We start from the raw sequence: 15,813 nt of genomic DNA, 5'->3' as shown, positions 1-15,813 counted from the left end.
CCGGCGTCCCGACAGGAGTACAGGCGCGGCATTGTCCCAAATTGTGGTGGGATGAAGGACGGAGCCGGACATGAAAACGGCGGCGGTCCGCATGGACCGCCGCCGTCGCCGGGACCCGAGGGGTCAGGTCGCGACTAGTATTTCGCCGAGATGCGGAAGGTCCAGGTCTGCGGCGCGCCGTAGTAGGCGGTGCGGATGCCGCCGACCGAGGAGAATTCCTGCGCGTCGGTCTTGTACAGTTCGTCGGTCAGGTTCTGGCCGTAGACGCCGGCCGAGAAGCGGCGGTCGGCGCTGTCCCACACGAGGCGGGCGTCCATGATCCAGTGGTTTTCATCCCACATGCCCGGCAGGTGGACCCGGCTGTTGGTCGGCGTGTTGTCGACCGACAGGGCCATGGCCGAGCGATAGCGGGCCTGGCCGCCGAGGGTCACGTAACCCGCGTCACCGAGGTTCCACTCGTACTGGGCGCCGTAGCGGGCGGTCCAGCGCGGCGCGAAGGCAGGCTCCTGGAAGGCGCGGCTGCCGCCGGTGGCGACAAAGCGGACGTCGTCGAAGTCGTCATACGAGGCGTCGAGCAGGCCCAGCTGGGCGTCGAGGCGCAGACCGCCGCCCGGCGCCAGGACCAGTTCCAGCTCGGCGCCCTCGATCTTCATCGCGCCGGCGTTGATGACCGTCAGTTCCGGGCTCGGCAGGCCGGTGCCCGGATCGATGACCGTGCCCGAGACGCGCGCCTGGAAGTCCTTGTAGTCGTTGTGGAAGACGGTGACGTTGGCGAGCAGGCGGTGATCGAAGAAGGTCGACTTGATGCCGGCCTCGACGCTGCTCACTTCTTCCGGATCGTACGGCGCCTGTTCACCCGGGTTGTTGGCGCGGCCGTTGAAGCCGCCCGACTTGAAGCCCTTCGAGTAGCGGACGTAGGCCATGATGTTGTCGGCCGGCTTCCAGTCCAGCGAGACCATCGGCGAGACATCGTGCCAGGTCTTGTTCAGGCCGTTGAAGGTGAAGCCCGGATTGGCGGTGAACAGGGGGTTGGACGAGAAGGTCGAGGTGGTCCGCGAGTAGGTCTTCTCTTCCGAGGTGTAGCGCAGGCCGCCGGACAGGTTGACCGTGTCGGTCAAGGCGTAGGTGGCGTTGAAGTAGACCGCCTGGCTGGTGGTCTCCAGGTCGTCGTCGATCGTGCGCAGGAAGGTGATCCCGCCGCCGATCAGATCGTCGGCATAGGCTTCCTGGTGCGAGGTGATGTTCTCCTGCATCCAGAACAGGCCGCCCACGAAGGTCAGCGGACCGCCGGCGTCATAGGCCAGCTGGAACTCCTGGCTGGTCTGGTCCTGGTCGACGCCCACGAAGACATCGCCCAGCTCCAGCTGGGTCGCATCGATATCGATGTAGTCGTCGGTTTCCAGGTTGCGGTAGGCGGTGATCGACTTGAGCGTCAGGGAGTCGGAGATGTCCCAGGTGACGTTCGCGGCGTAGCCGTAGTGCTTCAGCTTGGTCGAGTTGGGCAGGCCCGGCGTCGTGCGGGTCTTGAAGTTGTAGTCCGCCGGCGGGTTCGGGATGACCAGCAGCGGCACGCCGAACAGGGTGGTCAGGGTGCTGGTCGGCTGGCCGACCGTCATGGCGGCGTCGTCACGGCTGTAGTCGGCCGACAGGTCGACGCGCAGGGTGTCGGTCGGCGTCCAGGCCAGCTGGCCGCGGATCGCCATGGTGTCCTTGTCGTTGTATTCGGCGTGGGTCACCGGATTGGTGACGTAGCCGTCGCGCTTGGAGATCAGGCCCGAGACGCCGAGCGCCAGGGTGTCGCTGACCGGACCCGAGACCGAGCCCTTGATTTCCTGCTGGTTGTAGCTGCCGTAGCCCAGCGCCACGTTGGCGCGGAACTCGTCGCCGGGGCGACGGGTCACCACCTTCAGCGCGCCGCCGATGGTGTTCTTGCCGTACAGCGTGCCCTGCGGGCCGCGCAGCACTTCGATGCGCTCGATGTCGAACAGGTCGAACTGCGTGCCGCGGATGCGGCTGTAGTAGACGTCGTCGACATAGACGCCGATGGCCGGGTCGAAGGTCTGCAGCGCGTCGGGCTGGCCGATGCCGCGGATGAAGATGTTGGTCGCGTTGGACGAACCGCGGCCCTGGCCGAGCACGAGGTTGGGCACTGCGCCGGTCAGGCCGGTGACGTCGGTCGCCTGGACGCGGTCGAGGGCGCGTTCGTCAAACGCCGTGACAGCGGCGGGAACGTCCTGCAGACGCTCTTCGGTGCGGCGGGCGGTGACGACGATCTCGCCGACCGTGGTGTCGTCGGTCGTGGCGTCCTGCGCCATGGCCACGCCGGTGACGGCGGTCCAGGCCGCGCCGGCCAGCAGCATGCTCTTCCACATGGTCTTCATTCCTGTCGCCCTCCCAATTGGCGTCGCCACGACCGCGGTCGCTGAAGCTGGTCCGTTGACGGACGCTGTTGATTGTTAAATTCACCAAACTGCGAATTGAAACGACCATCGGTCAGGAGGGCGACGCGCGGAAGGGCCCGCGCACATTGTCGCCACAGTTTTTCACCGTGTGATGAAATGGCGCCACAGAGGCGAAGCGTCGCGACCTCAGCCCGCGCCCTTGCGGACCACGGCCTCGAACCCGGCCGCGCAGTAGGCGTAAAGGCGCTGGCGGGCCGACTCCAGATCGCTCGACTGGCACAGGCCGTCGGACAGCTGGTCGATGCGGCCGGTCTCGGCGACCGTCAGCATCATCGAGCCGGTGAGGAACTGGTAGCACCAGTAGAGATCGCGCACGTCGGCCCCGGGCAGAGCCTTGCCGAGCAGGTCGACCAGCTGGCGCACGACCGGGTCGAAGAAGCGGTGCATGACCTCGCCGCCCCAGGCCGGGGTGGTGTTGATCTGGGCCACGAGGTTGAGCCAGTGCTTCCAGCCCTGCCCGCCGGTCAGCGCCCGCTCCGCCAACGGATTGATGAAGGCGGCGATGATGCCCTCGGCGGTCATCGACCCGGGATGCGCCGCTTCGTAGGCGGTCATGGCGTCCGCCCGCTCCTGGTTGATGACCTCGGCGCGGCGCAGCAGCACCGCGTCGAACAGCTCGCGCTTGGCCCCGAAATAGTAGTGGATCAGCGCCGTATCGACGCCGGCCTCGGTGGCCACCTGGCGGGTGGTGACGCCGTAGAAGCCGTGCCGGGCGAACAGCGCTTCCGCCGAATCGAGGATCACTTCCTTGAGGTCGACCTTGGCGCCCTTGGACGGGCGGCCCCGACCGATATTGCGGGCGCGCGGCTTGGCGGAGGTCATCGCGAAGCGGATCCAGACGGGCTCACCGGTCGTGAGCGCCTTCTGCGATACGCCGCACGCTCGCCCGCTGGCAAGGCCGGTTCAGCCGAAGAACAGCCGCCACATCAGCCGGCCCGGCAGGAAGGTGAAGGCGCCGGCGACGATCGAGGCGCCCCAGAACAGGCCGGTCATGGCCCGCTTGTGGCTCTTCACGTCGTGCTTGCGCGCGGCCCGGACCGCGAACGGCAGGACGATCAGGGTCCAGCCGCTGAGCAGGTGAATCAGGGACCAGTGGTCGCCGTTGAGCCCGACGATGAACAGCGAGCTGGCGGCCGTCGTCGCCATGAACAGCGTCCAGGTCCAGCCGAGGGTCCGGTGCAGGGTATTGCCCTTCCGCAGACTGAGGATGGTCGCGCCGAGCCCGACGCCGAACAGCGCCGCCAGCATGTGCACCTTGATCACCGTCGGCTGGGCCATGAACAGCGGCAGGTCCGGGGCATGCGGCGTGGCGTGCAGAACCGATTGCAGGATCTGCGGGCCGAACAGCACCGCCGCGGTCACGCCGGCGGCGACCGTCAGCAGGGTTCCGGCGGCGCGGCTGGCCGGCAGGGTGCGGGCGAACAGGGATTGGGTCATGGCGGTCTCCGGCGGAACGATTGACAGTTGGGTCGGGTCGGTCTTGATCCGGGAGAGGTCGTTGCGGGCCGCCACTCCCGGCGGGCTGTGATGACGACGGCTTAGACGGGGCGGCCGGATGGCGCAGTCGGACATGCGTGGAGCACAGGCTCCCGTTCGCGAACGGACAGGCGCCGCCGTTCGCGCTTCGTGGATCGACGGCCTGTTCGAGGCCCGGCATCTGCGGGGCCTGGGCCTCGCTGCGCTGGCGGGCGGATTCCTGGCGGCGTCCGGCGCGTTCCAGACGGGCGACGCGCCGATCCTGGCCCGCTTCCTCTACTGGATCACGGTGATGCTGCTCGGCGCCCTGGGCGGCATCGTGGTGTCGGTGCTGGTCGACCATGGCGGCTGGTTCGACGACCGCCCGCCGCTGCAGGGCGCCGTCATCGCCGTCAGCCTGACCGCGCCGCTGACGGTGGTCATCTGGGCGATCACCAGCCTGGCCTTCCATGGCGGCCGGCTGGTTCCGGCGCAGCTGGTGATGTTCGCCGGGCCGGTGTTCATCATCACCTGCGCGATGACCGCCCTGAACTACTTCACCCAGAAGGCGCCGCCGGAGACACACGCCGCGCCGAGCGGGTCAGCCCCGCCCCGTTTTCTCGAGCGGCTGCCGGCCCGGCTGCGCGGCGCCGAGATCTTCGCCGTTGAGGCCGAGGATCACTACCTGCGTCTGCACACCAGCAAGGGCCAGGACCTGATCCTGCTGCGGCTCTCCGACGCGGTCGCCGAGCTGGAGGGGCTGGAGGGCGCGCAGGTGCACCGGTCGTGGTGGGTGGCCAGGGCGGCCGTGGCCGACGCCCGGCGCGGCGACGGGCGGGCGACCCTGACGCTGAAGGACGGCGCGACCGTGCCCGTCAGCCGGGCCTACGCGCGGGCGCTGCGCGAAAGCGGCTGGATCTAGCGCAGCCGGATCGCCTGGACGTTGCCGCCAGGCTTCACTTCGAACGCCGCGCGGCGCCAGGAGGGCGGGCCGAACGGCGCGCGGGCGTTGTTGGAAAAACCGTAGGGCTCCAGCGGCATGCCCAGCGGGTTGAAGTTCATCTTCCCGTTGGCGTCGCGGTCGTGGAACGACTTCACCGCATAGAGCCCGGGCGTGAGGCCCGCGAGAGTCACCGCGAAATCGCCGCCGGCGGCCGGCATGGTCAGGGTGCGCACCGGACCGGTGTTGGAGTCATAGGCCGCCTTGCTGTCGAACAGGGCGACCAGCACCACGCCTTCGCGCCGGGTGATTCCCTCGAACGACACGGTCAGGGCGCCGTCCTCGCCCCGGGCCCCGGCCGCGACCGGCGTGAGCGCCACAAGCGCCGCCAGAAGCAGGCCGGCCCGCATCACCGGGCCGCGCGCCGGGCGAGCCATTCCGCGCGGGTCTGGCCCCAGATGTCGATCGGCAGCTCGTGATAGGGCGGCGGCATGACCATGACATTGGACTGCATCACATAGGACCCCAGCCGGCGCGCCACCTTCTGCGAGGCGAGGTTACCCGGATCGATGCTGTGGATGACCTCCGTCCAGCCCAGCGCATCGAACGCCCAGTCTATGGTGACCTCGGCCGCCTCGAGCGCATAGCCCTTGCCCCAGTACGCGCGACGCAGACCCCAGCCGACTTCCGTGCCCGGCCACTCCTCCGGCTGCCAGGGACCGATCCGGCCGACCCAGTCGCCGCTCGACTTCTCGATCACCGAGAACATGCCGAATCCGAGGATCGCCCAGGACCCGGCCATCGAGGCCAGGCCCCGCCAGCTCTGGGCGCGGCCCTGCAGTCCGCCGATGAAACGCGAGGCCTCCTCGTCGCCCATCAGCTCGACCCAGCCGTCGAGGTCTTCCTGACCGGGCGGGCGCAGGATGAGGCGGGCGGTTTCGAGCGTGGGTCCGGGCGCGATCATGTGGTCGTCTCTAGCGCAGGTTTACGGAAAAGGGCGCCGCCTTCATCGCAAGGGCGACCGGGGCCTCGCCCGGCTTGACATATCCGGGCCCCGGCCCGAGCTAGGCCGGTTCCTTCCGGAGGCGTCATGGCCAACGACCTGCAGCTGCGGCTCAACCCGGCCCTCGATGTCGAGGCCTTCGCCGCGATATACCGCCGCGACCGGCTGGTGCAGATCCACGACGTGTTTGAACCTGAGATCGCGGCGGCGCTGCGCGAGGTGCTGCTGCGCCACACGCCCTGGCGGCTGGTGCACGGCGCCGAGTCCCGGCCGACCTACCTGACCGGCGAGCAGATCAAGGCCATGGGCCAGCCGGCGTTCGGCGCGATCATGCAGCGGGTCATGCAGCGGGCGGCCGAGAACCATGGCTACCTCTACAACGTCTACCCGATGATCAAGGCTTACATGGAGGGCTGGGATCCCGGCCATCCGCTTCATCAGCTGACCGAATTCCTTCAGTCTGAAGAGCTGCGCGAGTTCGGCCGACGGGTGATCGGCGCCGAGCGCATCACCAAGGTCGACGCCCAGGCCACCTGCTACGGCCGCGGGCACTTCCTGACGCGGCACATCGACGACGGCGACCTTCTGGAGCGCCGGGCCGCCTACACCCTGGGTTTCAGCCCCGGCTGGCAGCCCGACTGGGGCGGCCTGCTGGCCTTCCTGACGCCGGAGCTCAATGTCGAAAGCGGCTGGACGCCCGGCTACAACGTGCTGACCCTGTTCGACGGCCTGCGCATCCATTCGGTGACGGCCGTCGCGCCGTTCGCGCCGGAGGCCCGCTACTCGATCACCGGCTGGCTGAGGGACGACCCGCCGGCGGGGGTGAAGCGGTAACGCGGCCGTTCCTCCCCTCGCAGAGGGGAGGGGGACCAGCCGGAGGCTGGTGGAGGGGGCAGCGCCGGACTCATCGGAATGACCGGAATTCAGGATTGGGCCGCAGGCATGCGAGCCGGCCCCTCCACCACGCTCCGCGTGGTCCCCCTCCCCGCTGCGCGGAGAGGAAAGGACGAAAAAGGGCGGCCGCCTTTCGGCGACCGCCCTTTCGGATCTTGATGCGCGAAGGGATCAGACCAGCGAGGAGTCGATCGCCTTGCAGGCTTCCATCAGGCCCTGGACCGAGGCGACGGAGGCGGCGAACATGGCCTTTTCCTCGTCGTTGGTCTCGAACTCGATGACCCGCTCGGCGCCGCCGGCGCCGATGACCACGGGCACGCCCACGTACAGATCCTTCAGGCCGTACTGGCCGGTCAGGAAGGTGGCGCAGGGCAGAACGCGCTTCTTGTCCTTCAGGTAGCTGGCAGCCATGGCGATGGCGCTTTCAGCCGGGGCGTAGAAGGCCGAGCCGGTCTTCAGCAGGGCGACGATCTCGCCGCCGCCGCCGCGGGTGCGCTTGACGATGCCGTCGAGCTCTTCCTGGGTCATCCAGCCCTGCTTGACCAGTTCCGGCAGCGGCAGGCCGCCGACCGTCGAGTGGCGCACCATGGGCACCATGTCGTCGCCGTGGCCGCCGAGCGTCCAGGCGTGGATGTCTTCCACCGACACGCCGGTCTTCTCGGCGAGGAAGTAGGCGAAACGGGCCGAGTCGAGGACGCCGGCCATGCCGATGACCTTCTCCTTGGGCAGGCCCGAGAACTGCTGCAGCGCCCAGACCATCGCGTCGAGCGGGTTGGTGATGCAGATGACGAAGGCGTTCGGGGCGTGGGCCTTGATGCCCTCGCCGACGGCCTTCATGACCTTCAGGTTGATGCCCAGCAGGTCGTCGCGGCTCATGCCCGGCTTGCGCGGCACGCCGGCGGTGACGATGCAGACGTCGGCCCCGGCGATGTCCTCGTAGGCGTTGGCGCCCTTGAGGGCGACGTCCTTGCCGAACACGGCGCTGGCCTCGGCGATATCGAGCGCCTTGCCCTGGGGCGTGCCCTCGGCGATGTCGAACAGGATCACGTCGCCCAGCTCTTCGCGGGCGGCGATGTGAGCCAGGGTGCCGCCGATCATGCCGGCGCCGATAAGGGCGATCTTCGCGCGAGCCATCTTTTGGCGTCTCCGAATGTGGAAAAGGGTCGCGCGGGGTCTAGACCCGGGCGGGTTCCGCCTCAAGCCCCCTTTCGCGGATGCGAAGAGCGCGGCAATAGGACCGTGCGTGGTTCGAGACGCTCGCCTGAGGCTCGCTCCTCACCATGACGACCCTCGGTGTTCGTCATCCTGAGGAGCCCGAAGGGCGTCTCGAAGGACGCACGATGGCGAAGCGGAGCACCCCATGTCCAAGACCGACCCCGGCAACTATTTCGAGGACTTCCGGCTGGGGCAGGTGCTGACCCACGCCACGCCGCGAACGGTCACGACCGGGGACGTGGCGCTGTACAACGCCCTCTACAGCCCGCGTTTCGCCCTGACCTCCTCGGACGAGTTCGCCCGGGCCTGCGGCCTGCGCGGGTCGCCGGTCGATCCGCTGATCGCCTTCCACATGGTGTTCGGCAAGACCGTGCCGGACATCAGCCTGAACGCCGTGGCCAATCTGGGCTACGCCGAGGGGCTGTTCCTGAAGGCGCTGTATCCGGGCGACACGGTGACCGCGACCAGCGAGGTCATCGGGCTGAAGGAGAACTCCAACCGCAAGACCGGCGTGGTCTATGTGCGCACCACCGGCGAGAACCAGCACGGCGAGACGGTGCTGAGCTATGTGCGCTGGGTCATGGTGCGCAAGCGCAGCGAGGCCGCCGAGGTCACCGAGCAGGCGACGCCGAAGCTCGTCGACGCTGTCGCGGCGAAGGACCTGGTCCTGCCGCACGGCCTCGACTTCAGCCGCTACGATTTCGCCCTGGCCGGCGCGCCGCATGCGTTCGAGGACTACGCTGTCGGCGAGAAGATCGACCATGTCGACGGCATGGCCATCGAGGAGGCCGAGCACCAGATGGCCACCCGGCTCTACCAGAACACCGCCAAGGTGCACTTCAACCAGTATGAGCGCGCCAAGGACCCGACGGGTCGCAGGCTGGTCTATGGCGGGGTGGTGATCTCCACCGCCAAGGCCCTGAGCTTCAACGGGCTGCAGAACGCCGGGCTGATGCTGGCGATCAACGGCGGGCGTCATGTGAACCCCTATTTCGCCGGGGCGACGGTGTTCGCCTGGAGCGAGGTGCTCGACAAGGCCGACCTCGGCGATGGCGTCGGCGCGCTGCGGCTGCGGCTGGTGGCGACGAAGGACCGGCCCTGCGCCGACTTCCCGGACAAGGACGCGGCCGGCGCCTATCCGCCCGAGGTGATCCTCGACTTCGACTACTGGGCGGCGGTTCCCAAGCGTGGCTGAGTTCGCGCCCGATCCGGCGTTCGACGCGGGTTCGATCGCGCTGGGCGAACTGCCGCTGTGCCATGTGCGGCTGCAGACCGACGCGCGCTGGCCGTGGCTGATCCTGATCCCGCGCGGCGTCGGGCTGCGCGAGATCGAGGACCTGCCGCCCGCCGATCGCGCGCGGCTGATCGAGGAATCGGTGTTGGCCGGACGGGCCGTGCGGACCATGGGCGACGCGCTGGGCCGGCCCGTGGAGAAGCTCAATCTCGGCGCCCTGGGCAACGTGACCGCGCAGTTGCATGTGCATCTGGTGGGCCGGCATGCGGGCGATGCGGCCTGGCCGGCGCCGGTGTGGGGCGTGGGGGTGGCGGAGGGGTATTCAGCCCGGGACCTGGATATCGCCGTGTCTGTCGCGCGCCGGACGCTCAGTTTCTAAATCCGCTCATCCCGGCCTTCGCCGGGATGAGCGGAAGATTTGGGGATTCCCCGCCTAGTTCCGCTTCATCACCACCGGGCGGACGCCTTCGCCGTCCCTCAGATCGCCGCGCCAGGTGCCGTCGGACGCCGGCGTCAGGCTGAGCACCGTGGTCGGCTTGCCCGGGAACCTGGTGATGCGGATGGTCAGCACCGCCGGCTGGCGGTCGAGGCTGTCGATCAGGCCGACGCGGCTCATCGGCGCATCGAGCGTGCGCCAGGCGCCCTCGAGCTGCCCGTAGCCGTTGCCGCGATCGACCAGTTGCAGCGACAGCACCGGCGCGCCGGCGTCGGTGCGCACGGTCCAGCCGCCGTCGAGCGGGCCCTGCAGCCCCTGGGAGGCGGCGGCCGAGCCGCGGATGCGGCTCTCGTAGGTCAGGTCGAGCATCGTCGGCGGGCCGTCGGGGCTCTTGCCGGTCTCGTCGATCATCACCGGCCGGTCGAGACCGGGCCGTCCCGGCGCCGTGCGCGCGGGCGGATTCATGATCAACGGTCGCGCCGGCGAATAGCTGGTCGAGGGCGGCGGCGGCGCGCTGTAGCCCGGCGGCGGCGCGGGCGGGGTCGGATCGGCCGGCATCGCGTCCGGCTCCTCGTCGGTGGTCTGGTCCGGCGGCAGCGAGGCGGCGATGGCGTCGCCGATCGGGTCATAGGCCGGCGGCTGGGCGTCGGGCCCGGCCGGAGACGACGCGGGGGCCGGCCCGGCCGGAGCCTGGGCCAGCGCGCCGCCGGCGCACAGCGCCAGCGTCAGAAAAAGGGTGAGGCCGAGCCTCAAGCGGCTTCCGCCAGGGCGATGGCCTCGGCCACGGCGACCAGCCGCTCGGCCTGGGCCAGGTGCAGCAGCTCGGCCATCTTGCCCTCGACGCGGATGGCGCCCTTGCCCTGGTTGTCCGGCAGGGCGAAGGCGGCGATCACCGCCCGCGCCCAGTCGACCTCGGCCGGGGCCGGCGAGAAGACGGTGTTGCAGACATCGATCTGCTTGGGGTGGATCAGGGTCTTGCCGTCGAAGCCGAAGTCGACGCCCTGGCGGCAGACGGCCTCGAGCGACGCCTGGTCCTCGATGTCGTTGTGAACGCCGTCGAGGATGGTCAGGTTGTGCATGCGCGCGGCCGTCACGGCCATCGACAGGGCGGCGAAGAAGGGCTCGCGGCCGGCGGTCAGGCGAAAGCGCATCTCCTTGGCCAGATCGTTGGTGCCCATGACGAAGGTGGTCAGCCGGGTCGTCGCGCGGGCGGCGGCGATGGCCTCCAGCGCGAACAGCGAGCGGCTGGTCTCGATCATCGCCCACAGGGCTGTGTCGCCCTGCAGCGGCGCGCTGTAGTCGGCCACGTCATTGGCGTTGTTCACCTTGGGCACGAGGATCGCGTCCGGCTTGGCGGCCGCGGCGGCGCGCAGGTCGTCGGCGCCCCACGGCGTATCCGAGCCGTTCACCCGGATGACCAGTTCGCGCCGGCCGAAGCCGCCGTCGCGCACGGCCTGCACCGCCTGTTCGCGGGCGGCCTCCTTGGCCTCCGGCGCCACAGCGTCTTCGAGGTCGAGGATAACCACGTCGCAGGGCAGGCTTTTCGCCTTCTCGATCGCCTTGGCGTTGGAGGCGGGCATGTAGAGGGCGCTGCGGCGGGGACGGGAGGTCATGGATCGGTTCTGCGTCTCAGGCTGGGGTCTGCTGCTTCTCTACTGTCATCCCGGACGGGCTGGAAGGCCGATCCGGGACGTGGAGGAGGTGTGATGCAAAACCGGGTCCGAAGTGGGGCCGCCGCTTACTCCGGCAGAACAAGACGGGGAATGTGCGAGCGCCGCCGGTTTGGGGCTTCTGTCCATTCTGCTATATCCCTCTCATCCAAGGGCGGCCGCATCGGCCGCCCGCTGTGTTTGCGCCATGACCCTTCCCGCCCCCCTCGCCGCTGACGCCGACGCCGACGACGTGCAGGTCGTCACCTTCGGCTGCCGGCTGAACGCCTACGAGAGCGAGGCCCTGCGCGCACGGGCGCAGGCGGACGGGCTGGAGAACGCGGTGGTGTTCAACACCTGCGCCGTGACCAACGAAGCGGTCCGCCAGGCGCGGCAGGCGATCCGCAAGGCGCGGCGCGAGCGGCCCGGGGCCCGGCTGATCGTTACCGGCTGCGCGGCGCAGATCGATCCGGCCGCCTTCGCCGCCATGCCCGAGGTCGACCTGGTGCTGGGGAACGCCGAGAAGGCGCAGCCGGGGGCGCTGGCCGATGCGTCGGCGCGGGTGCGGGTCAACGACATCATGTCGGTGCGCGAGACGGCCGGCCATCTGATCGACGGGCTGCGCGACCGGGCGCGGGCCTTCGTCGAGGTGCAGAACGGCTGCGACCATCGCTGCACCTTCTGCATCATCCCGTTCGGCCGCGGGAACTCGCGCAGCGCCGCCGCCGGCGAGGTGGTCGAGCAGGTGCGCCGGCTGACGGCCGAGGGCTATCGCGAGGTGGTGCTGACCGGGGTCGACATCACCAGTTGGGGCGCCGACCTGCCGGGCCAGCCGACGCTGGGCCAGCTGGTGTCGCGGATCCTCAAGCTCGTACCGGACCTGCCCCGGCTGCGGCTGAGCTCGATCGACGCCGCCGAGATCGATCCGGACCTGATGCGCTGCCTGGCCGAGGAGCCGCGGCTGATGCCGTATCTGCACCTGTCGCTGCAGGCCGGAGACGACCTGATCCTCAAGCGGATGAAGCGCCGCCATCTGCGGGCCGACGCGCTGAAGCTGATCGCCGAGGTGCGCGCGGTGCGGCCGGACACGGCGTTCGGCGCAGACCTGATCGCCGGATTCCCGACCGAGAGCGACGCGGCGTTCGACAACACCCTGGCGCTGGTCGAGGAGGCGGGTCTGAACTTCCTGCATGTCTTCCCCTACAGCGCCCGCCCCGGCACCCCGGCGGCCCGCATGCCGCCCGTGAAGGGGACGGTGATCAAGGACCGCGCCCGCCGCCTGCGCGAAGCCGGCGAGGCGGCGCTGCACCGGCACCTGGCGCGGCAAGCCGGCCGGGTGCTGAACGGGCTGGTCGAGAAGCCGGGCGTAGCCCGGGCGGACGACTTCACCGAGATCGCGTTTGTCGGCGAGGCGCCGGTCGGGGAGATCGTGCCGATGCGGGTGACCGGCGTGCGCGGCGGAACCGTGACGGCGGAGCTGGTCTGACCTTCCTCCGCCTCGCCTGGTCCGGAGGCGATGTAGACGCGCCCTTTGGCCTTGATGGAATGATGCGCTCCGGTCGGTCGTCCTGGTCAAGGACGAGCCCTTCGGGCTCGCCGCTGCGCGGCCGCGAAGCGGTCCTTGAGCAGGCCGTCCGCCGGAGCAACACTGGCCGCCAAGACATCAGGCGCGGTCCGCCGTTGGCGATTGAGACGTCCCGGCCGCCGCCGCGCCGCCCTCTCCACCCTGCTCCGCATGTTCCCCCTCTCCCAAGAGGGAGAGGATCGCGTTGGGGTGGGAGAAGCCGTCGTTCGGGGTTAACCTCACGCAAAACGGCTCCGGGGGGACCACCATGACTGACGCCTTCAGACGCCGGCTTCCGCCGCTGCTGACTGCCCTCACCGGCCTCGTGACACTGGGCGTCACGATCGCCTTCCAGCAGCTGGCCGCCGTCAAGGCCGCGGGGACCTGCATGGGTCCCGGCTCGGTGCTGCAGTTCGAGTTCGCCCGCACGCCGGCCGACCTGGCCGCCGTGTTCGGGCCGGCAGTCTGCCGCCAGCCGGTGATCGCCGGCATGGACGCGGTCAACCACCTCGACATCGCCGCCTACATTCCGAGCTACACGGCCTTCGCCATCCTCGCGGCGCTGTGGCTGGGCGGGCGGTCGCGGCTGGCGCTGGCGGCGATCGGCCTCGCCGTCGTCGCCTTCATCGCCGACATGGTCGAGACGACGACGCTGCTGCAGATCACGAAGGATATCGCCGCGGCCGGACCGCTGCTGCCGCGCTCGTCGACCGCGGCGTGGATCAAGTTCGCGGCGCTGGGCGCACATGCGCTGATGCTGGCGCTGGTCTGTCTGCGCGCGGCGCCGCGTCGGCGGCTGCTGGCGGTGCTGCTGGTGCTGCCGGTGATCGGCGTCGCGGCGGCGCGTATCGATCGGGGCAGCGTCGGGCTGCTGACGCTGGGCCTCGGCCTGAGCTGGACGGCGATGATGCTGGTGGCTGTGAAGGAAACCCTACGGCCCCGGAAGGCCTGACCGTTATCCCTTGCCGGCGGCGGTCCTGGCCAACTCCGCCTGCAGCAGGGCGTGGATGTCGTAGCCGTAGATCGTCAGCCCCTCGACATTGGCGTTGTCGATGGTCACCCCCGACAGGTTGACGTCGTTCAACCGCGCGCCGCTCAGATTGACGTTGTTGAACTCGGCCTGCGCGAGGTTCACGTCGTCGAAGACAGCGCCCCCGAGATTGCGGTTCTGGAAGCGGACAGGGTCGGTCATTCCGGTCGATCCTCCACGGCGATGTCGCCGCCGAAACCCGGCAGGGACCAGCCCCACCTCAGGGCCCCGCCGCGCACGGCGAACGCCACGATCGCGCCTGCGGCGCCGGCGAACAAGCGGTCCGCGCCGAAGCTGGCCAGGGTGACGAAAACGGTCGCGCCCGACAGGGCCGCGGTGACGTAGATCTCGCGGCGCAGCAGCACCGACGGCTCGCCGGCGAGAATGTCGCGCAGCACCCCGCCGAAACAGGCTGTCAGCACGCCCATGACCACGGCCGAGATCGGGTGGACGCCGAGGCTGAGCGCCTTGGCCGCCCCGACCACGCAGTAGGCGGCCATGCCGACGGCGTCGAGCCAGAGGAGGAGGCCCATCCGCCAGGTCCGCCTGCCCAGCAGCCAGACGGCGACCGCGGCGACGAGACACATGACCAGATAGCCCGGCCGCACGACCCAGAACACCGGCGCGCCGATCAGCAGGTCGCGCAGCGTCCCGCCGCCGACGCCGGTGATCGCGGCGAAGAAGGCGAAGGTGATGATGTCATGCTTGCGCCGCGCGGCCGCCAGCGCCCCGGTGGCGCCGAAAACGGCCACGGCGGCGTAGTCGAACAGGATGAAGCCGAGATCGAGCGGGGACATGGAGCCCTTCTGCCACGAGTGGGCGCACCGCCAAACTCCCTCGTCATCCTCGCCCTTGTGGCGAGGACCCCCTCGAAGCGCAGCGAACCTGTCACGCTGGAACACCCGGGGTGCGGCGGAACAAGCGATCCTCGCCACAAGGGCGAGGATGACGGCAGGGGTGGAGCCTGCGCGCGCTAACGGCTAAGAGCCCGCTCATGGCAGAGCAGAAACAGGGCTGGTTCCAGCGCCTCACGTCGGGGCTGTCGCGGACAACCCGCGAGATGACCGAGCAGGTCACCAGCGTGCTGGTGAAGAAGCCGCTCGACCAGGAGCAGCTGGACGCGCTGGAAGAGATGCTGATCGAGGCGGACCTCGGTCCGCACGCGGCCGCCCGCATCACCGAGGCCTTCGGCAAGGCCCGCTTCGGCAAGTCCTCCACCGAGGAGGAGGTCAAGGAAGCCCTGGCCGAGGCCGTGGCCGCCGAGCTGGTTCCGCGCCAGGGCGTGTTCGACCCGCTGTCGGGACCCAGGCCCTATGTCGTGCTGTTCGTCGGCGTCAACGGCTCGGGCAAGACCACCACGCTGGGCAAGATCGCCCAGGACCTGCGGCTCAAGGGCGCCAAGGTGCTGATCGCCGCCGGCGACACCTTCCGCGCCGCGGCCGTCGAACAGCTGAAGGTCTGGGCGGATCGCTCGGGCGCGGCCTTTCTGTCCGCCCCGATCGGCGCGGACTCGGCGAGTCTGGCCTTCGACGCCGTCGAGAAGGCCCGGGCCGAGGGCTTCGACGTGGTGCTGATCGACACCGCCGGCCGCCTGCAGAACAAGCAGGACCTGATGAACGAGCTGCTCAAGGTCATCCGGGTGATCAAGAAGGTCGACCCCGAGGCGCCGCACGAGACCCTGCTGGTGCTGGACGCCACCGTCGGCCGCAACGCCCTGGCCCAGGAGAAGATCTTCGGCAACCAGGTGGGCGTGTCGGGCATCGTCATGACCAAGCTGGACGGCACCGCCCGCGGTGGGGTGCTGGTGCCCGTCGCCCAGGCCTCGGACTCGCCGATCAAGCTGATCGGGGTCGGCGAGGCCATCGAGGACCTGCAACCCTTCGACGCCCGGGCCTTTTCACGCTCGCTGGTCGGCCTGGAGAGCTGAGTAC

General features: G+C 69.6%; 17 protein-coding genes. 7 read left to right on the top strand and 10 right to left on the bottom strand.

The window, feature by feature from the left end; translation table 11 throughout:
• Positions 1-134: 134 nt before the first annotated feature.
• The 3 genes from AC1RN0_RS13335 to AC1RN0_RS13325 form a co-directional block, all read right to left on the bottom strand.
• On the bottom strand, positions 135-2,381 hold the full coding sequence (locus tag AC1RN0_RS13335; RefSeq protein WP_492787935.1) for a TonB-dependent receptor: 2,247 nt from the start codon (positions 2,379-2,381) through the stop codon (positions 135-137).
• Positions 2,382-2,588: 207 nt separating this feature from the next.
• The gene (locus AC1RN0_RS13330; RefSeq protein ID WP_492787934.1) at positions 2,589-3,284 is read right to left on the bottom strand and encodes a TetR/AcrR family transcriptional regulator; all 696 of its coding nucleotides are present in this window, start codon (positions 3,282-3,284) and stop codon (positions 2,589-2,591) included.
• Positions 3,285-3,365: 81 nt separating this feature from the next.
• Complete coding sequence (locus tag AC1RN0_RS13325) at positions 3,366-3,899, bottom strand: DUF2306 domain-containing protein (protein WP_492787933.1); 534 nt, start codon at positions 3,897-3,899, stop codon at positions 3,366-3,368.
• Between the two features lie 133 nt (positions 3,900-4,032).
• Here AC1RN0_RS13325 and AC1RN0_RS13320 point away from each other — a divergent pair, with 133 nt between their 5' ends.
• Complete coding sequence (locus tag AC1RN0_RS13320; protein WP_492787932.1) at positions 4,033-4,839, top strand: LytTR family DNA-binding domain-containing protein; 807 nt, start codon at positions 4,033-4,035, stop codon at positions 4,837-4,839.
• Here the strand turns inward: AC1RN0_RS13320 and AC1RN0_RS13315 are convergent.
• Together AC1RN0_RS13315 and AC1RN0_RS13310 are read right to left on the bottom strand one after the other, a co-directional pair.
• Positions 4,836-5,294 carry a DUF2141 domain-containing protein gene (locus tag AC1RN0_RS13315; RefSeq protein ID WP_492787931.1) on the bottom strand — a complete coding sequence of 153 codons (459 nt, stop codon included), beginning with the start codon at positions 5,292-5,294 and terminating at the stop codon, positions 4,836-4,838. The genes AC1RN0_RS13320 and AC1RN0_RS13315 overlap by 4 nt on opposite strands.
• Positions 5,267-5,821 (bottom strand): GNAT family N-acetyltransferase, encoded by a 555-nt coding sequence (locus AC1RN0_RS13310; protein ID WP_492787930.1) that lies wholly within the window; start codon positions 5,819-5,821, stop codon positions 5,267-5,269. The genes AC1RN0_RS13315 and AC1RN0_RS13310 overlap by 28 nt, the downstream gene beginning before the upstream one ends.
• Before the next feature lie 126 nt (positions 5,822-5,947).
• Here AC1RN0_RS13310 and AC1RN0_RS13305 point away from each other — a divergent pair, with 126 nt between their 5' ends.
• Positions 5,948-6,694: a 2OG-Fe(II) oxygenase gene (locus AC1RN0_RS13305; RefSeq protein WP_492787929.1), complete on the top strand. Its 747-nt coding sequence runs from the start codon at positions 5,948-5,950 to the stop codon at positions 6,692-6,694.
• Between the two features lie 231 nt (positions 6,695-6,925).
• On the opposite strand, the gene mdh is transcribed toward AC1RN0_RS13305, so the two are convergent.
• A complete protein-coding gene (gene mdh, locus AC1RN0_RS13300; protein ID WP_492787928.1) occupies positions 6,926-7,888 on the bottom strand; it encodes a malate dehydrogenase in 963 nt (320 codons plus the stop codon).
• A 226-nt stretch (positions 7,889-8,114) separates the two neighbouring features.
• On the opposite strand from mdh, the gene AC1RN0_RS13295 reads away from it, so the two are divergent.
• Both AC1RN0_RS13295 and AC1RN0_RS13290 read left to right on the top strand, forming a co-directional pair.
• Entirely contained in the window at positions 8,115-9,164 is a 1,050-nt protein-coding gene (locus AC1RN0_RS13295) for a MaoC family dehydratase (protein ID WP_492787927.1), read from the top strand.
• Positions 9,157-9,582 (top strand): HIT domain-containing protein, encoded by a 426-nt coding sequence (locus AC1RN0_RS13290; RefSeq protein WP_492787926.1) that lies wholly within the window; start codon positions 9,157-9,159, stop codon positions 9,580-9,582. Before AC1RN0_RS13295 ends, AC1RN0_RS13290 begins: the two co-directional genes overlap by 8 nt.
• 54 nt (positions 9,583-9,636) lie before the next feature.
• On the opposite strand, the gene AC1RN0_RS13285 is transcribed toward AC1RN0_RS13290, so the two are convergent.
• Both AC1RN0_RS13285 and AC1RN0_RS13280 read right to left on the bottom strand, forming a co-directional pair.
• On the bottom strand, positions 9,637-10,392 hold the full coding sequence (locus tag AC1RN0_RS13285; protein WP_492787925.1) for a hypothetical protein: 756 nt from the start codon (positions 10,390-10,392) through the stop codon (positions 9,637-9,639).
• A complete protein-coding gene (locus AC1RN0_RS13280) occupies positions 10,389-11,252 on the bottom strand; it encodes an HpcH/HpaI aldolase/citrate lyase family protein (protein WP_492787924.1) in 864 nt (287 codons plus the stop codon). Before AC1RN0_RS13280 ends, AC1RN0_RS13285 begins: the two co-directional genes overlap by 4 nt.
• Before the next feature lie 244 nt (positions 11,253-11,496).
• On the opposite strand from AC1RN0_RS13280, the gene mtaB reads away from it, so the two are divergent.
• Both mtaB and AC1RN0_RS13270 read left to right on the top strand, forming a co-directional pair.
• Positions 11,497-12,774, top strand: a complete 1,278-nt coding sequence (gene mtaB / locus AC1RN0_RS13275; protein WP_492787923.1) for a tRNA (N(6)-L-threonylcarbamoyladenosine(37)-C(2))-methylthiotransferase MtaB — start codon at positions 11,497-11,499, stop codon at positions 12,772-12,774.
• Positions 12,775-13,120: 346 nt separating this feature from the next.
• Positions 13,121-13,804, top strand: a complete 684-nt coding sequence (locus AC1RN0_RS13270; RefSeq protein ID WP_492787922.1) for a hypothetical protein — start codon at positions 13,121-13,123, stop codon at positions 13,802-13,804.
• A gap of 3 nt (positions 13,805-13,807) precedes the next feature.
• Here AC1RN0_RS13270 and AC1RN0_RS13265 read toward each other — a convergent pair whose 3' ends face one another.
• Together AC1RN0_RS13265 and AC1RN0_RS13260 are read right to left on the bottom strand one after the other, a co-directional pair.
• Complete coding sequence (locus AC1RN0_RS13265; protein WP_492787921.1) at positions 13,808-14,044, bottom strand: pentapeptide repeat-containing protein; 237 nt, start codon at positions 14,042-14,044, stop codon at positions 13,808-13,810.
• Positions 14,041-14,679, bottom strand: coding sequence for a trimeric intracellular cation channel family protein (locus tag AC1RN0_RS13260; protein WP_492787920.1), 639 nt, complete (start codon positions 14,677-14,679; stop codon positions 14,041-14,043). The genes AC1RN0_RS13265 and AC1RN0_RS13260 overlap by 4 nt, the downstream gene beginning before the upstream one ends.
• Positions 14,680-14,876: 197 nt before the next feature.
• Between AC1RN0_RS13260 and ftsY the strand changes: the two genes are divergently transcribed.
• Positions 14,877-15,809, top strand: a complete 933-nt coding sequence (gene ftsY, locus AC1RN0_RS13255) for a signal recognition particle-docking protein FtsY (RefSeq protein ID WP_492787919.1) — start codon at positions 14,877-14,879, stop codon at positions 15,807-15,809.
• Positions 15,810-15,813: the final 4 nt, after the last annotated feature.

It is taken from the genome of Caulobacter sp. GW821-FHT12F03, assembly GCF_058806855.1.
The sequence above is the reverse complement of the archived record's forward strand: the minus strand, read 5'-3'. Positions and strand labels throughout refer to the sequence as shown.